17 protein-coding genes and 1 other RNA gene are annotated in these 18,573 nt (G+C 46.1%); 12 read left to right on the top strand and 6 right to left on the bottom strand.

What is annotated here, in order from left to right; translation table 11 throughout:
* Positions 1–161 precede the first annotated feature (161 nt).
* Together GQA99_RS03990 and GQA99_RS03985 are read left to right on the top strand one after the other, a co-directional pair.
* Positions 162–1,331, top strand: coding sequence for an MFS transporter (locus GQA99_RS03990; protein ID WP_160052571.1), 1,170 nt, complete (start codon positions 162–164; stop codon positions 1,329–1,331).
* A gap of 2 nt (positions 1,332–1,333) precedes the next feature.
* Positions 1,334–2,272 (top strand): alpha/beta hydrolase, encoded by a 939-nt coding sequence (locus GQA99_RS03985; protein WP_160052570.1) that lies wholly within the window; start codon positions 1,334–1,336, stop codon positions 2,270–2,272.
* Between the two features lie 109 nt (positions 2,273–2,381).
* Here the strand turns inward: GQA99_RS03985 and GQA99_RS03980 are convergent, their stop codons facing one another.
* From GQA99_RS03980 to GQA99_RS03970, 3 genes are all read right to left on the bottom strand, one after another.
* Complete coding sequence (locus GQA99_RS03980; protein WP_160052569.1) at positions 2,382–3,182, bottom strand: 3-hydroxybutyrate dehydrogenase; 801 nt, start codon at positions 3,180–3,182, stop codon at positions 2,382–2,384.
* A gap of 139 nt (positions 3,183–3,321) precedes the next feature.
* Positions 3,322–4,167, bottom strand: coding sequence for an SDR family NAD(P)-dependent oxidoreductase (locus GQA99_RS03975; RefSeq protein ID WP_160052568.1), 846 nt, complete (start codon positions 4,165–4,167; stop codon positions 3,322–3,324).
* Positions 4,168–4,192: 25 nt separating this feature from the next.
* Positions 4,193–4,582, bottom strand: a complete 390-nt coding sequence (locus GQA99_RS03970) for a thiol-disulfide oxidoreductase DCC family protein (protein ID WP_160052567.1) — start codon at positions 4,580–4,582, stop codon at positions 4,193–4,195.
* A gap of 170 nt (positions 4,583–4,752) precedes the next feature.
* Between GQA99_RS03970 and folX the strand changes: the two genes are divergently transcribed.
* The 4 genes from folX (at position 4,753) to GQA99_RS03950 (ending at position 8,206) form a co-directional block, all read left to right on the top strand.
* Entirely contained in the window at positions 4,753–5,115 is a 363-nt protein-coding gene (gene folX, locus GQA99_RS03965; RefSeq protein WP_160052566.1) for a dihydroneopterin triphosphate 2'-epimerase, read from the top strand.
* Between the two features lie 21 nt (positions 5,116–5,136).
* Complete coding sequence (gene folE, locus GQA99_RS03960) at positions 5,137–5,805, top strand: GTP cyclohydrolase I FolE (RefSeq protein WP_160052565.1); 669 nt, start codon at positions 5,137–5,139, stop codon at positions 5,803–5,805.
* A 188-nt stretch (positions 5,806–5,993) separates the two neighbouring features.
* A complete protein-coding gene (gene folM / locus GQA99_RS03955) occupies positions 5,994–6,722 on the top strand; it encodes a dihydromonapterin reductase (protein ID WP_160052564.1) in 729 nt (242 codons plus the stop codon).
* Between the two features lie 191 nt (positions 6,723–6,913).
* Positions 6,914–8,206, top strand: a complete 1,293-nt coding sequence (locus tag GQA99_RS03950; RefSeq protein WP_160052794.1) for an O-acetylhomoserine aminocarboxypropyltransferase/cysteine synthase family protein — start codon at positions 6,914–6,916, stop codon at positions 8,204–8,206.
* A 359-nt stretch (positions 8,207–8,565) separates the two neighbouring features.
* Here the strand turns inward: GQA99_RS03950 and GQA99_RS03945 are convergent, their stop codons facing one another.
* The 3 genes from GQA99_RS03945 to GQA99_RS03935 all read right to left on the bottom strand — a co-directional run bounded on the left by GQA99_RS03945 (position 8,566) and on the right by GQA99_RS03935 (position 9,806).
* Positions 8,566–9,261 carry a 5-formyltetrahydrofolate cyclo-ligase gene (locus GQA99_RS03945; protein ID WP_160052563.1) on the bottom strand — a complete coding sequence of 232 codons (696 nt, stop codon included), beginning with the start codon at positions 9,259–9,261 and terminating at the stop codon, positions 8,566–8,568.
* A 9-nt stretch (positions 9,262–9,270) separates the two neighbouring features.
* A non-coding RNA gene (ssrS, locus tag GQA99_RS03940) (6S RNA) lies at positions 9,271–9,452 on the bottom strand.
* A 45-nt stretch (positions 9,453–9,497) separates the two neighbouring features.
* Positions 9,498–9,806 (bottom strand): cell division protein ZapA, encoded by a 309-nt coding sequence (locus tag GQA99_RS03935; RefSeq protein WP_160052562.1) that lies wholly within the window; start codon positions 9,804–9,806, stop codon positions 9,498–9,500.
* 222 nt (positions 9,807–10,028) lie between these two features.
* Between GQA99_RS03935 and GQA99_RS03930 the strand changes: the two genes are divergently transcribed.
* The 6 genes from GQA99_RS03930 to gcvP all read left to right on the top strand — a co-directional run bounded on the left by GQA99_RS03930 (position 10,029) and on the right by gcvP (position 18,229).
* Positions 10,029–10,604 carry a UPF0149 family protein gene (locus GQA99_RS03930; RefSeq protein ID WP_160052561.1) on the top strand — a complete coding sequence of 192 codons (576 nt, stop codon included), beginning with the start codon at positions 10,029–10,031 and terminating at the stop codon, positions 10,602–10,604.
* Between the two features lie 30 nt (positions 10,605–10,634).
* Positions 10,635–12,017 (top strand): UbiH/UbiF/VisC/COQ6 family ubiquinone biosynthesis hydroxylase, encoded by a 1,383-nt coding sequence (locus GQA99_RS20785; protein WP_229785828.1) that lies wholly within the window; start codon positions 10,635–10,637, stop codon positions 12,015–12,017.
* Between the two features lie 24 nt (positions 12,018–12,041).
* Entirely contained in the window at positions 12,042–13,265 is a 1,224-nt protein-coding gene (locus tag GQA99_RS03915) for an FAD-dependent oxidoreductase (RefSeq protein WP_160052560.1), read from the top strand.
* A gap of 220 nt (positions 13,266–13,485) precedes the next feature.
* Positions 13,486–14,580: a glycine cleavage system aminomethyltransferase GcvT gene (gcvT, locus tag GQA99_RS03910; RefSeq protein ID WP_160052559.1), complete on the top strand. Its 1,095-nt coding sequence runs from the start codon at positions 13,486–13,488 to the stop codon at positions 14,578–14,580.
* Between the two features lie 143 nt (positions 14,581–14,723).
* Positions 14,724–15,113 (top strand): glycine cleavage system protein GcvH, encoded by a 390-nt coding sequence (gcvH, locus tag GQA99_RS03905; protein WP_160052558.1) that lies wholly within the window; start codon positions 14,724–14,726, stop codon positions 15,111–15,113.
* A gap of 227 nt (positions 15,114–15,340) precedes the next feature.
* Positions 15,341–18,229, top strand: coding sequence for an aminomethyl-transferring glycine dehydrogenase (gene gcvP, locus GQA99_RS03900; RefSeq protein ID WP_160052557.1), 2,889 nt, complete (start codon positions 15,341–15,343; stop codon positions 18,227–18,229).
* The last annotated feature ends 344 nt before the right edge of the window (positions 18,230–18,573 follow it).

Raw genomic sequence — 18,573 nt, 5'->3', positions numbered from 1 at the left:
CCCCAATTATTTTTATTGTTTATCCTTGCGAAACTACACTAGACGCCCTGTTTGATAAAGATTTTTAACAATGCGGTGAACTAAGGTAGTACTTATTTCTCCATACCCATCAGATAACATGATTAGCATACGATACAGTCATTAAGGTACCGATTACGCCTATGAACATAACCCATAAGTATTTGGTTGAAGGTCTGGTTTTTACCAGTTATGTGCTTTTTGCGATGGCATGGGTTGGCGGGACTGCCAGTATGAGCAACATCATGGCTTCAATGCACATTGATAGCCTAGCCTCTGCCAGCTTTATTAGTGGTGCGGTTACGTTAGCCAAAATTGTCGGTACGTTTGGCGCGGCTTATTTAGCGGTGAAAGTGGGGGTTAAGTATGCTTTTTTATTCGCCTCATTATTAATTGTGGTCGGAATTGTCACCCCTTACGCAACCCATTACGAGTTGCTATTGGCGAGTCGATTTTTAATGGGTTTAGGTGGCGCCTTTATGATTGTTTACTTTAACCCGATTGTGATGCAGTGGTTTGCTCCCGCCGAACGCCCGTTGATAAATGGCTTAAATGCGGTGGCTTTTAACGTTGGCACTGCAATTGTTCTGTGGGGCATGACCAGCATTAATGACATCACTGGTGGCTGGAAAAGTAGCTTGGTGTTGTTTTCGCTTGCCAGTTTGGTGCTGGCCATCCTGTGGATGCTAGTAAAGTTTGACGCTCCGGCTGAGGTTAAGCACGCAGCGGGATCAGAACCCACAGAATATGGCTATATGGATGGATTAAAAGATAAGTTTAATTGGCTCTACGCGTTTACTTATTCTGGGCTGCTGTCGTTTTATATCTGCCTATTCACTTTTTATCCGCAAGCGGGCATTAGTCAAAGTAAATGGGTGATTGGTTTTGGCATTATCGGCACCATTGCGGGGATGTTATACAGCCGAAAAAATCCAATGCGCCTACCTATTATTCGTTTAAGCGGGCTGATTATTTTTATCACTGTACTCGGGCTATCGTTTAGCTCGCAGCCTTGGTTACAAATCTTATGTGCGATGGTATTAGGCTTTTTTATCTTTTTCCCGATAACCGCATTAGTGTCTATTCCCCATGAATTACCACAGATGACAGGGCAAAAAATTACCGTGGTGTTTAGTCTGTTCTGGTCGATTAGTTACCTGGTATCAACCATTGTGCTATGGGTATTTGGCAAGTTAGTGGATATGAGTGACGGCAGTTACACCAGTTCATTTTTGATGATTACCTTGCTTACCGGCACGGTATTTGTGGGCAGTTATTTTCTACCTGAAACGGGTAAATCAAAGGAGTCATGATAATGAGAGGCACAGTGTCTACTAAGTTGACTGATTTTTTGGCCCAGGCAAATAGTAACATTGCCCTGGCTAAACAAAATAATATCCAATTTACACCGACAATATTGCGCGAAAATCTAAACAAACTAAGCGGGTTAATGAGTGACTCTCCAGCGGTGCCTTATATTGCAGATAAAACGTTGACGTTACCCGACCGTATTATTCCCGTCAGAATTTATAGCCCTGCGCCAGATAAACCTTTGCCTGTGTTAGTGCATTTTCATGGTGGTGGGCATATGTGTGGCAGCGTAGAGTTGTACGACCCTATTTGCCGCCACCTTGCCAGTATTGCCCAGTGTGTGGTGATTTCGGTTGAGTATCGCTTGGCGCCAGAGCATCCTTATCCCGCAGGGATTGATGATTGCGAACAGGTACTCATACGTCACGCTGAGTTACTCGATGATGTTAAGCATCAAGATTCGGTCACGATTATTGGTGACAGTGCAGGTGGTGCTATTTGCACCAGTTTAAGCATGAAAAGTTTGACCGATAAGCGGATTAACATCGATCAACAAATTTTGATTTACCCCAGTGTCGATTACACTTTAACAAGCCCATCATTAGACTGTAATGGCACAGGATTTTTACTCGAAACGTCTCGGATTAAATGGTATTTCGAGCAGTATTTTCAATCAACCGATGCTGATATTATTAAAAAGGCTTCACCTTTATTTGGGCCGATATCGGCAGCATTACCTAAAACGCTGATCTTTACTGCAGGCTGCGATCCACTCCGGTATGAGGGCATAGCTTATGCCAATGCATTAACTGTTGCTGGAGTGGATGTTGAACATCATTCGTTCGACGGTATGATCCACGCCTACATGTTGCTGCACGATCTCGTTAAAGATGAATGCATGGCAACCTATCAACACATCGCTAAGTTTATGGCCAGGGTTTAACAGCATTACCCACTGCCAGTAGTTTTTGGCATTAAAAAAGCCCTTATCGATATGAATAAGGGCTAACATTTAATATTAGATTACTTTCAATAAATCTATAACCTCAAGCTTATTGCGCTGTCCAGGCACCATCCATTGGTAATGCTGCGCCGGTAATGCCTTTTGCCGCGCCGCCGCAAAGAAACAATACAAACTCACCGATTTGTCTTGGGGCCAACATTTCAGGCAGTGGTTGCTTGGAGGTAACCAGTTGATATTTTGCCTCGTTATAACTTAAGTTTTTGTCGCTTGCGATGTTGTCAATTTGTTTACCGATAAGCGGTGTATCCACCCAACCAGGGCATATCGCATTGACCGTAATACCTTGCTCTGCACATTCAATGGACACCACTTTGGTTAAGCCCACTATGCCGTGTTTTGCTGCGCAATATGCCACCTTATTTGCTGAGCCGACTAAACCATGTACTGAGGCAATATTAATAATTCGCCCCCATTGTTTATTGGCCATTGCGGGCACAACTTTTTGGATGGTATGAAAGGCAGAAGATAAGTTAATCGCGATAATGTCGTTCCACTTTTCAATCGGAAAGTTGGCCACATCTTGAGTGTGCTGAATGCCAGCGTTATTGACTAAAATATCAATACTGCCTAATTGCTCCACGGCCGCGTCCATAAACTCATGTATACAGGCTGGGTCTCTTAAATCGGCATTGCTAAAATAGGTGTTTATTTGATATTGGGTGGTAAATTCAGCGGCTAATGCAGTGCCTTCATCCTGCGTCATCAATCCATGCAATACGATATGACAGCCTTGTTCAGCCAGTACATGAGCGGTGGCCAAACCTATACCGCTTGTTGAGCCGGTTATCAGTGCTACTTTCCCTTTTAGTCCCGTGTGTAACGTCGACATAGTATCGGTTCCTCAATCCAATTTAGTACTTTCAGGGTAAAGTAATTTAGGCACAATTTAATTGGCACCTTAGTACCATATGACATCAGCAACTTGGCATGTACTTAGCCATAGACATAGACATAACATCAATGAGTGCTTACCAGTTAATCGGCTCGCCTTGCCAATCGAGGTAGCTGGCTTCGCCATCGGGTTCACTGTTATCCATAATTTGCTGTAACTGGCTGGCGACAAAGGCAGGGGTAAAGAGTTTGCCTTGAGGCACATTGGCTTGAAAAGGTTTTGATAATGGTGTGTCGGTGGTGCCGGGGTGAAACGCAATCAGCTTCACGCGTTTAAGGCGTCTGGCATATTCAACAGCCGTGGTTTTAATGAGCATGTTTAATGCCGCTTTTGAGGCGCGATAACCATACCAACCGCCGAGACGATTATCTGAAATGCTGCCGACTCGAGCACTTAATATACTGATGACACATTTTTGCTCAGCGCTGACTTTATGACGAGGTTGTGACAACAATGGGGTGAGGGCGCTTAGCCATAACATCGGCACAATACTGTTGGCATAAAACAGCTGCTCTAACGAATGTGCATCAATATCTTCAATGCGTTTTTCTGGCATTAAGCCTGGTTCGTTTGTGCTGATGTGCTGGTTTTTACTGTGTAATATACCGTTACACATCACTATGCGAGTCACTGTGCCTGCAATCTTCGCAATATCGCTAACACATTGTTCTATTGAGGCTTGTTGATAATCACATCTAAAGTGCTGGTGGTTAATACGTCCCGCTAGTTCACTGTCAGTTAGTACAGGCAACTTAATGCTGGCCTGACGGCTAACCGTGATGATTTGTAACGGCTCTGCGACAGGTGAGTTTGGCTGCTGTTGCTTTGCGTGTTGATGACAAGCTTGCTCGATAAAGGCTTGGGCAATAAAGGATGACGCCCCAATCACAATAATGGTCTGGGCTGAAGTTGGTTCACTCATGTAAAGTCCCTCATACAATCCCCCTTTATTTAACCTTACAACTGCCTGTGTCGCAGCGCTTTTGCCCGGTGAGTAAATACGATATCCGGTAGCGATTGCGCGCAAATGCCAAATACGCGAGGTCTGCCACAGGTTTAATCACGGGCAGGCGCAGCAGTTTTATCCAACCGTGTTTACCTGTTAATCCCCATGCCTTAGCTGTCACGTCTAAACCATAAAGCCAGGTGCCATCCGCTTGCAGGCCATGCAATATGGTATTGGCTTGCACGACATCTAAGTCAGGGAAACGCTGATTAATATCTGCCGCGTTAATGTCTTCAAGCCCAATGCGGTTTAAGCTGTCGTAGCGTTTTAATTGCTGCATTTCATTGAGGCACAGCGGGCAAGTGCCATCGTAAAATATTGTCAGTTCCATTATTCACCTCGTATCGCTTGTATTGAGATTGTACGCACCAGCTCCCAAGCTAGTTTACCTTTATTGTGATTAGCATTGATCATTTAGCGATCAGCATGATCGTTTAAGATTTATGATCTTTTTATTTCACCCTGGCGTATAGATTAGAAACAATCCACTAGGGCTAAATAATGCCATTAAGCCAAGCTATTATTAACGTCACCAATTTACGTTTACGCACCTTTATTGGGTTTAATCAAGACGAACGCGAAAAACAGCAAGATGTGGTGATCAACATTGAGATCCATTATCCAGCGGATCGATCGTTCCAAACCGATGATGTTGCCGATGCACTAAACTACAAGATAATCACCAAAAAAGTGATTCAGCATGTAGAAGAAGGTCGGTTCTTATTACTCGAAAAACTGGTGGCTGACGTGCTCGACATTTGTCGTGAGCATCCAAGCGTAACCCTAGCTCGAGTGACTATTGATAAACCCCATGCACTGCGTTTTGCCGACTCTGTTTCTTTGTCTTTAGAGTATCAAGCCTAACCTATTATTAAGGATGTTATTATGACCACCATTAATGACATAACTCGCGCTGAGTTGTCAGCCGAAGCATTAAAAGTTCAACAGGCATTAGTCGACCATGGCCTTGAAACGCCATTAATTCCAAGTGACATGACTAGCGAGCAAAAGTATCAGCGTATTAAAGGCTTAATGACTGAAGTTGTGTCGACACTTGGCCTCGATTTAAGCGACGACAGCCTAGCTGAAACCCCGCATCGTATTGCTAAAATGTACGTTAACGAGATTTTCTCAGGCCTTGATTACGCTAACTTCCCTAAGATCACCCAAATTGATAATAAAATGGGTGTTGAAGAGATGGTGAAAATCAGCAACATTAGTGTGGTAAGTACCTGCGAGCATCATTTTATTACCATCGATGGTTTGGCCAAAGTGGCTTACATTCCTAAAGGCAACATTATTGGCTTATCTAAAATTAACCGTATTGTGCGCTTTTTTGCTCAACGTCCACAGGTGCAAGAGCGTCTCACACAACAAATTTTAGTGGCGCTGCAAACCTTGCTCGAAACCGACGATGTTGCAGTTAGCATCAATGCGACTCATTACTGTGTTAAATCTCGCGGCATTATGGACACCTCATCGAGCACCCAAACCACGGCGCTTGGCGGCTGTTTTAAAGCAAACCCAGCCAGTCGTGCTGAATTTTTAGCGTAACGTTATACGGTCTACTTCGATTTATTTAATGGCTTCAACCTCCCCCGAGTTGAGGCCATTTTTTTAGGCTGCAAACCTTGTATTAAAAGTTTAATCCTTAACGTTTATTATAAATGCTTATCATAAGCACCTAATTTGCTTATGATAAGTTTTAGGGTAAGTCATTAACCAAACATAAAGAGAGCATTATGGAACGCACAATACTGATCACCGGTGTAGGTAAGCGCATTGGTTATGCGCTGGCTAAGTATTATTTGGCCCAGGGTCATCATGTTATTGGCACTTATCGTACTCATTACGACAGCATTGAGCAGTTAGGCAAGCTTGGAGCCAGTTTACATTCGTGCGACTTAACAGACCCAGCGGCAATTGATGAGCTTATTGCTCACATCAATGAGCATTATGATCGCCTCGATACTATTATCCATAATGCTTCAGACTGGCTGCCAGACACTAACGGTTTAAGTCCAAGTGACACCATGGCCAGAATGATGCAAATTCATGTGTCTGCGCCGTATCAAATCAACCTTGCATTAGCGCCATTGTTGGTTGCCGCCGCTAAAACCAATGACGACAGTATCGGTGCCAGCAACATTATTCATATCACAGATTATGTCGCCGAAAAGGGCAGTAAAAAGCACATTGCTTACGCGGCCAGTAAAGCGGCATTGCATAATATGACCTTGTCATTTGCCAGCTTGCTTGCGCCACACGTTAAAGTGAACTCGATTGCCCCCGCGATGATTCTATTTAATGAGCACGACGATGATGCTTATAAAGTCAAAGCATTAGCGAAAGCGATTTTGCCAAGGGAAGCCGGTAATAATGAAATTATTAACCTTATCGATTATCTACAAAGCAGCCATTATGTTACGGGTCGCAGTTATGCTGTAGATGGTGGTAGGCATTTAAAGTAGGCATGTAAATAAGCGTTTAATTATAGCGCTTAGTCATTGCATATAAAGCGACACAAAGTGTGCCGCGGTATGGCTATCATCATTTCGCGGTATTTTGTTATAGACTTCTAGATGGCTAATTGCTAGTGTGGATATTAATCAATATCACCACAGTCAATTATCTCAAGGAAGTCGCTATGTCTGCAGAAAACATGAAACTGGAATCACTGGCATTACATTATGGCTACGAGTCTGAAGCTACGACTAAAGCTGCGGCAGTGCCGATTTACCAAACCACCTCGTACACCTTTGACGATACCCAGCATGGCGCAGACCTATTCGACCTCAAAGTCGCAGGTAATATTTATACCCGTATCATGAACCCAACCACCAGTGTGTTAGAGCAACGCTTAGCCGCTATCGAAGGCGGTATTGGTGCACTTGCTGTAGCATCGGGTATGGCGGCGATCACCTATGCGATTCAAGCGCTCACTCAAGTCGGCGATAACATTGTTAGCACAAGCCAACTGTATGGCGGCACCTATAACTTATTTGCTCATACTCTGCCGCGCCAGGGCGTTGAAGTGCGCATGGCCGCGTTTGATGACTTTGACGGTCTAGATGCATTAATTGACGGTAAAACCAAAGCATTATTTTGTGAATCAATTGGTAACCCAGCCGGTAACATCGTCGATTTAAAGCGTTTGGCCGATATTGCCCATAAACATGGAGTGCCATTAATTGTTGATAACACTGTCGCGACGCCAGTATTGTGCCGCGCGTTTGATCACGGCGCCGACATTGTTATCCATTCATTGACCAAATACATTGGTGGTCACGGCACCACTATTGGTGGGGTGATTATTGACTCAGGTAAGTTTGATTGGGTCGCCAATAAAGAACGTTTTGCAATTCTCAATCAGCCCGATCCGTCTTATCACGGCGTGGTATACACCGATGCCTTTGGCCCAGCAGCCTATATTGGCCGTTGCCGTGTAGTACCACTGCGTAATACCGGTGCTGCCTTATCGCCACACAGCGCATTTTTGCTGTTGCAAGGGCTCGAAACCCTTAGCCTACGCATGGAACGTCATTGCAGCAATGCACTCGCGCTGGCAGAATTTTTACAAAAACACCCAAGTATTAGCTGGGTCAATTACGCAGCGCTGCCAGATAGCCCGCACCATGCAACCTGTAAAAAAATCACCGGCGGTAAAGCTTCAGGTATTATCAGCTTTGGGATTAAATCTGCTGATGCAGAAGCGGGTAAAGTAGCTGGTGGTAAGTTTATTGATGCGCTGCAAATGGTGCTGCGTTTAGTCAACATTGGTGATGCTAAATCGCTCGCTTGTCACCCTGCCAGCACCACTCATCGCCAGCTCAGCGGTGCAGAGCTAGCCAAAGCCGGTGTATCAGAAGACTTAGTGCGTATTTCGGTAGGTATTGAGCATATCGACGACATCATTGCTGATGTTAGCCAGGCACTAGAGAAAGCAATTGTATAGTCACGATTGCTTTTGTTGCACATAACAAAAATCGTGGCACTTCGTCCACACCCGACCAAGAAGGGAAAAACTGCTTTCCCCTCTTGGATCTCCCCGGCAGCTCCGGCAAAGTGTCGATCCTCATAGCATAATAAAAATCGCCTAACGGCTCAGATGGTACATCCCTGTACCCCTGAGCCTGTGACATCATCCTTGATGTCACTTCGGCATTTTTATCATGCTATTTCGGACACTTTGGACGGAGAATAGTTAGTCTGCAGGTTTTTTCACATATCGGTCATTAATAGCGGTAATAAATCATTTAACTAAAAAGCCCCATCAATACATGTATTGATGGGGCTTTTTATTAAGAAACGATTTTAAATAGCTAATCGTCTCGTTGGGGTAATAATCACTGGCAACGGCACATCCCAAAAGTCGGTTGGTACCTGGCTCACTTCCTGACAATCATGGGCAAAACCAACGGCTAAGGGTTTGTTGTTAACAACTTGAGCTAAGGTGCGATCGTAGTAACCGCCACCCATGCCCATTCGATTACCGTGTTTATCAAATGCAACCATAGGCGTGATGATCATATCGAGTTGCTCAACGGTGATTACATGCTGCACATTGAGTTTAGGTTCGCTAATACCGTATTGGTTTTTAACCATCACCGAGTCACGATCGTAACGTACAAATAACAAGTGACCTTTGCAAAAAGGATGGATAAGCGGCAAGTAAACATTAATGTTTAACTCCCACAGCGCATCAATCAATTTTTGCGTGGCTAATTCGCCGTCATGGGTTAAATACACGGCCACATGTTGTGCCGATTGTGCCTGAATTTCTGCCAGCATATGTCTGCTGGCTATCAGTGCCAATTGGCTTTGTTCTTCAGTGGATAAACTGTTGCGCTCTTGCCTAACATGGCGGCGAATATTGTCGCGGCTCATGTCAGTGCTATCAAACAAAGGCTCTTGAAGCTCAGATGGAGTGGCAAAATAGCTAATGCGTGCCGAAGAAGTAGACGTAACCGGACGGTTGTCGGTGTTAGTCATAAAACGAGTGATAGTCATAAAATTAGGATGCTCCCCAAAATACCGCTGCCGGCGTAGCCCTTGAACCGTAGGTTCAAGGCGGGTAAATGTTCATCTCCTAAGGCTTCTCGGTACGAGCCGAGCATGCACAATGTCAACAAAAGCATTCACCCTGGGTTTGTAAGTATCGGCACAGGGACATAGCCAGTTCGCGCATATCCCAGGGAGCAAAACAGGGTAGAAATAAGTTTTACACTTAGTTCTGAATTCTTAGTTTAGTCATCCTTGCGGCTTCGTTCAACCAATGATGTTTCCAACGTCGATTGTAACAACGAAATACGCTCATCCATTTGCGCCATGTATTGCTTATTTTTTTGCTTTTCTTCAAACAACTCATTGCCAATGTTGAGAGCGGCCATAATGGCAAGTTCTTCACGGCTTAAATTGTTAGTACGCGACTTTAAGGTTGTCAGTTGGTTTTCAACTTCTCTGGCAACGGTGCGCAAGGCATCTTCGCGTCCTTTCGGACAACCAACAGAGTAGGTGCGCCCTAAAAGGGTTATATCAACAGCACTGTTACTCATAATGTCGCCCCAATCCTTAGTCAGTTCGCGAACTATATAGGGCTGAATTTAAAAGCGCAAGGCAACAGCAACGGTTTTTAACTATTTGCTGTTTGAGTGAACAAATCGCCTACAACCATTGTATTACTATTCACAAATTTGAGCACAAGTCGCGCTAGTATTTGGAGCATCATAGTAACTCTGCTAGCATTGAGACTGATATCGCGCTATTAGGAAAAAACCATGGCAACCCCACCTTCGTTATGTATCGAAAATCTTAAAAAAGCCCTAGATGCGGCCGAAATTGGTCAGCACCCCGTAGAAGTGCATGGCGCACTGGTTGGGCTAATTTGTGGTGGTGTAAAACAAGACAATTATGCGTGGTTAAAACCGCTGGTCGACTTAATGAACGACGGTCAACCGCTAGAGTCTAACTTGCAGCAATTAATTGCTGAGCTTTACCAGGACACCGTTGCTCGTCTAGCAGATTTTGAATTTGGTTTTACCTTATTACTGCCAGAAGAAGAAGTCTCGCTTAGTCACCGTGTTGAAGCTCTGGCCCTTTGGACGCAAAGCTTTTTAACCGGCATTGCGATTATTCAACCCGAGTTGGCCAAATCGTCACCCGACGTGCGTGAAGTGATTAAAGACTTAGCTGAAATTGCTCAGGTTGAATTTGATGTTGGTGATGATGAAGAATCAGAAACCGCCTACATTGAACTGCAAGAGTTTGTCAGAATGTCGGCCATTTTATGTTACTCAGAGTTTGGCCTAGACATGCCGTTAAATGACACCGATAAGTCATCGACTATCCATTAATTTTTAACCGTATCAGCAGCGGCGCAGCGTATGACCACAGTACATCATTCAACTTCACCTCAAGCTGTCGACATTGCCATTGTTGGTGGCGCGATGGCTGGGGCGACATTAGCCCTAGGATTAGCCAGGTTATCTGCATCACTTACGCGACCGCTGCGTATCGCTTTAATTGAAGCTCATGTTGCTGACAATAAACACCCAGGTTTTGATGCTCGCTCCATTGCCATTGCTCATGGCTCTATTTTTGAACTGAATCGTCTAGGCATTTGGCCAAAGCTTAAGCATTTAGGCACGCCGATTGAAAACATCCATGTGTCCGATCGCGGCCACTTTGGCATGACTGAGCTTAACGCTAAACCGCTAGGATTAGATGCGCTAGGGCAGGTGGTTGAGTTGGCTAAAGTCGGTAGCGTACTGTTTGATGAACTGGCTAAGTCCTCAGTACAGGTTTATTGCCCCGCTAAAGTCACCGCTTTACAGGCCCAGCAAGATGGCCATGTGTTGTCGTTAGATGACGGCAGTCAGCTGCATTGCCAATTGCTGGTGGCCGCAGACGGTGCGCACTCAGTAGTACGCCAGTATTTAGGCCAAACAACTGAGCAAGTTGATTTTCAACAAACGGCCATCGTTGCCAATGTCACCACCAATCAACCGCACCAGCATTGGGCTTATGAGCGCTTTACTCAAACCGGCCCATTAGCCTTGCTGCCGATGCAAAACATGAGCGCATTCTCAGCGCAATCTAAAGCATCATCGACGCAAGCCAAAGAGCCCTCAGCGCAATTAAAAGAGCCATCAGCGCAATTAAAAGAGTCCTCAACTCAATTAAAACAGCCATCTGCGCAATTAACAGACTCTGCCAAAGGGCAATCGCGTTTTTCACTGGTGTGGGCATTGCCGCCAGCGCAAGCAGATGACTTAAAAAACGTCGATAAAAGCGAATTTTTAGCCGCATTACAACATGCCTTTGGTAACCGCGTCGGCCAGTTTGTCGATGTTGGTCAGCGTGTCAGCTATCCGCTTACCTTGTCATACATGCCAAGGCCGATATATCACCGCTGTGTGTTTGTCGGTAATGCCGCGCAAACTTTACACCCCATAGCAGGGCAAGGGTTTAACCTAGGCCTGCGTGATGTGGTGGGCTTGTTAGATGTTATTGAAACCGCACTAACGCAAGCCAATAGTGAAACTGAAGTAAGCGTCGATCTTGGCAGTAGCGACATCGTGCATCAATATTTGGCCGCACGCCAACAAGACCGCGACAGCACTTTACGTAACATCGAATTTTTAGTTCGTGGCTTTTCCAATCAATATTGGCCATTAGTGGCTGGGCGCAGTATTGGCTTGCGTTTATTGTCTTGGCTGCCGCCGTTAAAACGCCCCGTAGCACAAACTGCCATGGGCTGGCGTTAACTCATTTTAAGGTAAGGATTGAGCATGTTTTCAACCAAAACATATGATGTAGCCATCGTCGGCGGTGGTATGGTCGGGCTCGCAACGGCCATTGGGCTAGCCAATGCCGACCTGAATGTCGTGGTAATAGACGCAGGCACAACTCAGGCCGTCAGTGGCAAACCTAAATTACGTGTTAGCGCCATTAACAAAGCCAGCCAGCAACTGCTGGAAAACCTTGGTGCATGGCAATACCTCGACGACAGCCGCATTAGCCCATATCAAAAAATGTCCGTATGGGACAAAGACGGCCTAGGCAAAATTGAATTTGATGCCCACAGCATTAGCGAAACCTACCTAGGCTCGATTATTGAAAACGATGCCATTAGTCACGCCCTTGCCAAACGCGCCAGCGAAATCACTAATCTTACCCACATAGAAGAACAGCTCCTTGAGCGTGTGGCCTTTGGCGAGCGCGAAGCCTGGCTCACGCTCGCTAATGGCGACAATATCAGCGCTGCGGTTGTGGTTGCTGCTGACGGTGCCAACTCATGGGTGCGTCAGCAGTGCAGTATTCCATTAACGTTTTGGGACTACGGTCACCACGCCATTGTCGCCACCGTGCGCACCGAACTTGCTCATGATGCTACCGCCAGACAAGCCTTTTTACCTGGCGGCCCGTTAGCCATGTTGCCACTGTACCAAGATAACTTATGTTCTATCGTGTGGTCGGTGTCGCCCGAGCAAGCCGAACACCTACAAGCTTTAGACGATGTCGAATTTGGCAAAGCCTTAACCGCCGCACTAGATGGCCGATTAGGAGTGTGTAACGTTGAGAGCGAGCGGCAATCATTCCCGCTGCGTATGCGTTATGCGCGCCACTTTGCTCGCCACCGTTTGGTGTTAGCCGGTGACGCTGCTCATACTATTCATCCGCTAGCTGGCCAAGGGGTAAACCTTGGCTTTTTAGACGCGGCCAGTATTGTCGACACCTTTACCGAGCTGCACCAGCAAGGTAAAGACTTAGGCGAATATAGCCATTTACGTGCCCTAGAGCGCTGGCGTAAAGCCGACGCCATGGAAATGATCGCCACCATGGAAGGCTTTAAAAGACTGTTTGCCGGCAGTAATCCGCTTAAAAAAGCCATTCGTGATATCGGTCTAACCCTGGTCGATAATGTCGCTGGGCTGAAAACAGTGTTCATCAAACAGGCTATGGGTAACAAAATGACATTACCTAAACTTTGCCGCCAATCAATTTCATCTTAGCTAATGTAGAAAGTTGTTTAATATCAGGCAATACAGCCAAATCAGTCATTTTATTGTAAAAAAATATGTAAAAAAAATTACAGCAATGGATTAGCTAAACTAATGCGACCAACCTCGGATTAGAAAATTTTTTTGTATACAAAACAGGTCTGCGGAGTATAATTTTGACCGCATTTTATCAAAGACCTACATAAGAAAGGCCTCAAAAAAAGGGATAATAATGGCTAGCAAAACTGTACTTTTTAACAAGCATTTAGAATCGAAAGCCAAAATGGTTGATTTTCACGGTTGGGAAATGCCGATTAACTACGGCTCTCAAATCGAAGAACACCATGCAGTGCGTCAAGATGCGGGCATGTTCGACGTATCGCACATGACAGTGGTTGACGTAACCGGTAGCGAAGCTTGTGCCTTTTTACGTAAGTTACTTGCTAACGATGTTGCCAAACTCACCGTTCCAGGCAAAGCCCTTTACGGCGGCATGCTAGACGAAAGCGCTGGCATTATCGACGACCTTATTACCTATTATCTCACCGACACCCATTACCGCGTGGTAGTTAACTCAGCCACCCGCGACAAAGACTTAGCGTGGATCAACAAGCAAGCCGCCGCGTTTGATGTTGTGGTTACCGAGCGTCCAGAGCTAGCGATGATTGCCGTACAAGGTCCTAACGCTAAAGCTAAAGCCGCGCAGGTATTCAGCGCTGAGCAAAATGCAGCTGTAGATGGCATGAAGCCATTTTTTGGTGTGCAGTCAGGCAGCCTATTTATTGCTACAACCGGTTACACCGGCGAAGCGGGCTACGAAATCATTGTTCCAGAAGCCGAAGCAGAAGCCTTATGGCAAGCATTATTAGACACAGGCGTTAAGCCATGTGGCCTAGGTGCACGCGACACCCTACGTTTAGAAGCGGGCATGAACCTATACGGGCAGGATATGGACGAGTCAATCAATCCATTAGCGGCCAACATGGGCTGGACAGTCGCGTGGGAGCCGAGCGATCGAGACTTTATTGGCCGCGACGCACTGACTGCCATTAAAGCTGCTGGCACTGAAAAATTAGTCGGTTTAGTCATGGAAGAAAAGGGCGTTTTACGCCATGATATGGCAGTGTTCTTTACCGACGCAGACGGTGTAGAACATCAAGGTGTGATCACCAGCGGTTCGTTTTCGCCAACGTTAGGTTACTCTATCGCGATGGCCCGTGTGCCTAATGGCATTGGCGCTACCGCCGAAGTTGAAATGCGTAAAAAGCGTGTTACGGTCAACGTGATTGCACCCAGCTTTGTGCGCAACGGTAAACAAGCCTTTTAAGTGTGAGTAAACCACAGCTGCGCTAGGATGTTAGGGTGTATTGGGCATCGGCAATCGCATAGCATTCACTCAAGTCGGGTTGTGGTTTATTTCAAAAAATTAATTGATTAAGAATTAGAACATCAGATAAAGGAACAACAACAATGAGCACTATTCCAGCAGAATTGAAATATGCATCTTCACACGAATGGATCCGTAAAGAAGCAGACGGTAGCTACACAGTAGGTATCACTGAGCATGCTCAAGAGCTTCTAGGCGACATGGTATTCGTAGAATTACCAGAAGTAGGCGACACAGTAACTGCTGGTGAAGACTGCGCAGTAGCTGAGTCAGTTAAAGCTGCGTCAGACATTTACGCGCCAATTTCTGGTGACGTGATTGCTGTTAACGAAGCATTAGAAGACTCGCCAGAGTTAGTGAACAGCGACGCTTACGGCGACGGTTGGTTCTTCCGTGTAATGCCATCTGATGAGTCAGAAATTGATTCATTACTTGATGCAGACGGTTATCAAGAAGTGATTGACGAAGAATAATCGCCAACCACAGGAAGCTCCCTAGGGAGCTTCTTTGCTATGTAGCTTTAGCATGGCGCTAAAATGCATCGCCAAATGAAGCGCACTCGCACCGATGGCAACAATAAGCCAAGGGCGAGGGCGCAGCATTTAAACCCTTAACGGGTTAGTCACGTATTACACGTTTTCACCCTTTTCCAGTTCTGTGCCCTACCGCCTTAACTGGTCGATTTGGAACAAGGTTTATCATGACCAAGCAAACCCTGACACAACTAGAACAGCACGAACTTTTCCTTACTCGTCATATCGGCCCAAATGCAGAGCAACAACAAGAAATGTTGAACTTCATTGGCGCAGAGTCATTAGACGATTTAACCGCACAAACGGTTCCGGGTAAAATTCGCCTCCCACAAGACCTCACCATAGGTGATTCATGTGGCGAAGCCGAAGGTATCGCTTATATCCGAGACATAGCAGACAAAAACAAAGTCTTTAAAAGCTATATCGGTATGGGTTACTACGGCGTACAAGTGCCAAATGTCATTTTGCGTAACGTATTTGAAAACCCAGGTTGGTACACCGCGTACACGCCATACCAGCCTGAAATCGCTCAAGGTCGTCTTGAAGCAATTTTAAACTTCCAACAAGTGTCGATGGACCTAACCGGTCTAGACCTTGCATCAGCCTCATTATTAGACGAAGCCACCGCAGCTGCTGAAGCCATGGCGCTGGCTAAGCGTGTGTCTAAAGCTAAAAAATCTAACACTTTCTTTGTGGCTGACGATGTGTTTCCACAAACACTAGACGTAGTGAAAACCCGCGCAGAATGCTTTGGCTTTGAAGTTGTCGTTGGCCCAGCCAATGAAGCGGTAAACTACGAATTATTTGGTGCCTTATTTCAATACACCAACCGTTACGGCCAAATTACCGATTACACCGAACTGTTTGCCACACTGCGTGACAACAAAGTGGTTGTGACCGTTGCTGCCGACATCATGTCGTTAATGCTACTCAAATCACCTGGTGCCATGGGCGCAGACGTGGTATTTGGTAGCGCGCAACGTTTTGGCGTACCAATGGGATACGGCGGACCACACGCAGCATTCTTCGTTGCCCGTGACGAGCACAAACGTTCAATGCCAGGCCGTATTATTGGTGTATCAAAAGACACCCGCGGCAACAGCGCATTACGTATGGCCATGCAAACGCGCGAGCAACATATTCGCCGCGAAAAAGCCAACTCAAACATTTGTACCGCGCAAATTTTACTTGCCAACATGGCGTCGTTTTATGCCGTGTTCCATGGCCCACAAGGCTTAAAAACCATTGCATCACGCATTAATCGTTTAGCTGACATCCTAGCCGCAGGCTTACAAGCTAAAGGCGTTAACCTGGTTAACAACACCTGGTTCGACACCATCAGCCTTAAAGACGCCGATGTAGCCGCCATCAATGCACGCGCTATTGCCGCACAAGTTAACTTACGTATCGACGCCGACGGCATTGTGGGTATCAGCCTAGATGAAACCACTATCCGTAAAGACATCGCAGTATTGTTCGATGTGATCTTAGGCACAGGCCACGGCCTGGATGTTGCTGCACTCGATGCCGACATCGTTGCAAATGGTAGCCAGTCAATTCCTGAAGCATTAGTGCGTCAAGATGCGGTGTTAACTCACCCAACGTTTAATCGCTACCAGAGCGAAACCGAGATGATGCGTTACATCAAGCGTCTCGAGAACAAAGATTTAGCCTTAAACCACTCTATGATTTCGTTAGGCTCATGCACCATGAAGCTTAACGCCGCCGTTGAAATGCTGCCGGTGAGTTGGCCAGAATTTGCCAACATGCACCCATTCTGCCCATTAGATCAGGCCCAGGGTTACACGCAGTTAATCAATGAGCTGTCTGAGTATTTAGTTAAAATCACCGGCTACGACGAAGTGTGTATCCAGCCAAACTCAGGCGCACAAGGTGAATACGCGGGTTTACTCGCCATTAGAAAATACCACGAGTCTCGCGGTGACGCGCACCGTGACATTTGCTTAATTCCACAGTCTGCGCACGGCACCAACCCAGCATCGGCGCAACTTGCCGGTATGAAAGTGGTTGTCACCGCGTGTGACAAGCAAGGTAACGTTGATTTAGAAGACTTACGCGCTAAAGCATCTGAGTTAGCCGACAGCTTATCGTGCATTATGATCACATACCCATCGACTCACGGTGTGTACGAAGAATCTATCCGCGAAGTCTGCGAAATCGTCCATCAATATGGCGGTCAAGTGTACCTAGACGGCGCCAACATGAACGCACAGGTTGGAGTAACATCACCTGGCTTTATCGGCGCAGACGTATCGCACTTAAACTTGCACAAAACCTTTGCTATCCCGCACGGCGGCGGTGGCCCAGGTATGGGCCCAATCGGTGTTAAAAAGCACCTTGCGCCATTTGTTGCCGGCCACGTAGTGGTTAAGCCTGGCCGCGAAAGCGACCATAACGGCGCGGTATCTGCCGCACCATATGGCAGCGCCAGCATCCTGCCAATCAGCTGGATGTACATCAAGCTGTTAGGTACTAAAGGCATTAAGCAATCAACCCAAACGGCATTGTTAAACGCTAACTACATCATGAAAAAGCTATCAACACATTACCCTGTGTTGTTCACCGGCCGTAATGACCGCGTAGCGCATGAATGTATTATCGATTTACGTCCATTAAAAGAAACCTCAGGCGTGACCGAAATGGACATCGCTAAGCGTCTTAACGATTATGGTTTCCATTCGCCAACCATGAGTTTCCCAGTAGCGGGAACCTTAATGATTGAGCCTACGGAATCAGAGTCTAAAGTTGAGTTAGATCGTTTCGTTGAAGCCATGATTTCTATTCGCGGCGAAATCGCCAAAGTAGAAGCAGGCGAGTGGCCAGTAGACAACAACCCACTGCACAATGCACCGCATACGCTAGCAGACATTATGGACACCGAGTTTGACTCACGTCCATACAGCCGCGAAGTAGCCGTGTTCCCAACAGCAGCAGTTAAGGCGAATAAGTTTTGGCCGACCGTAAATCGCATCGATGATGTGTATGGGGACCGCAATTTGATGTGTAGTTGTGTCCCACTTTCAGACTATGAATAAATGATAATGACTACTTGGCCTCGATAATACGGCGTCAGCCGACACTTTTCTCTTCTCATTGACACCAGTCAACTCCGAGGAGAAAAGCATCGGCTTCCTTGTCTTCTCATCGGCAGTAACGCCATTATCGTGGTAGTAGGCTTTATTTGATTTAGAATTAAAAAGCGACCGCAAGGTCGCTTTTTTGTGCCTGTCATTCTAGTCAATCCCGAACAAACGTCATATATGGACCCACCCGTTTTGCAAGTGATTTCGAAGCGTTAATAAACAAATTCATTGCCTTCATATATCCGGCTTGTAAATCGGGTGTTTTATATACCCGCAGCCCTAATGCAATTAGCTAA

This window comes from Shewanella litoralis (assembly GCF_009828585.1).
GTDB classification, from domain to species: Bacteria; Pseudomonadota; Gammaproteobacteria; order Enterobacterales; family Shewanellaceae; genus Shewanella; species Shewanella litoralis.
The sequence above is the reverse complement of the archived record's forward strand: the minus strand, read 5'-3'. Positions and strand labels throughout refer to the sequence as shown.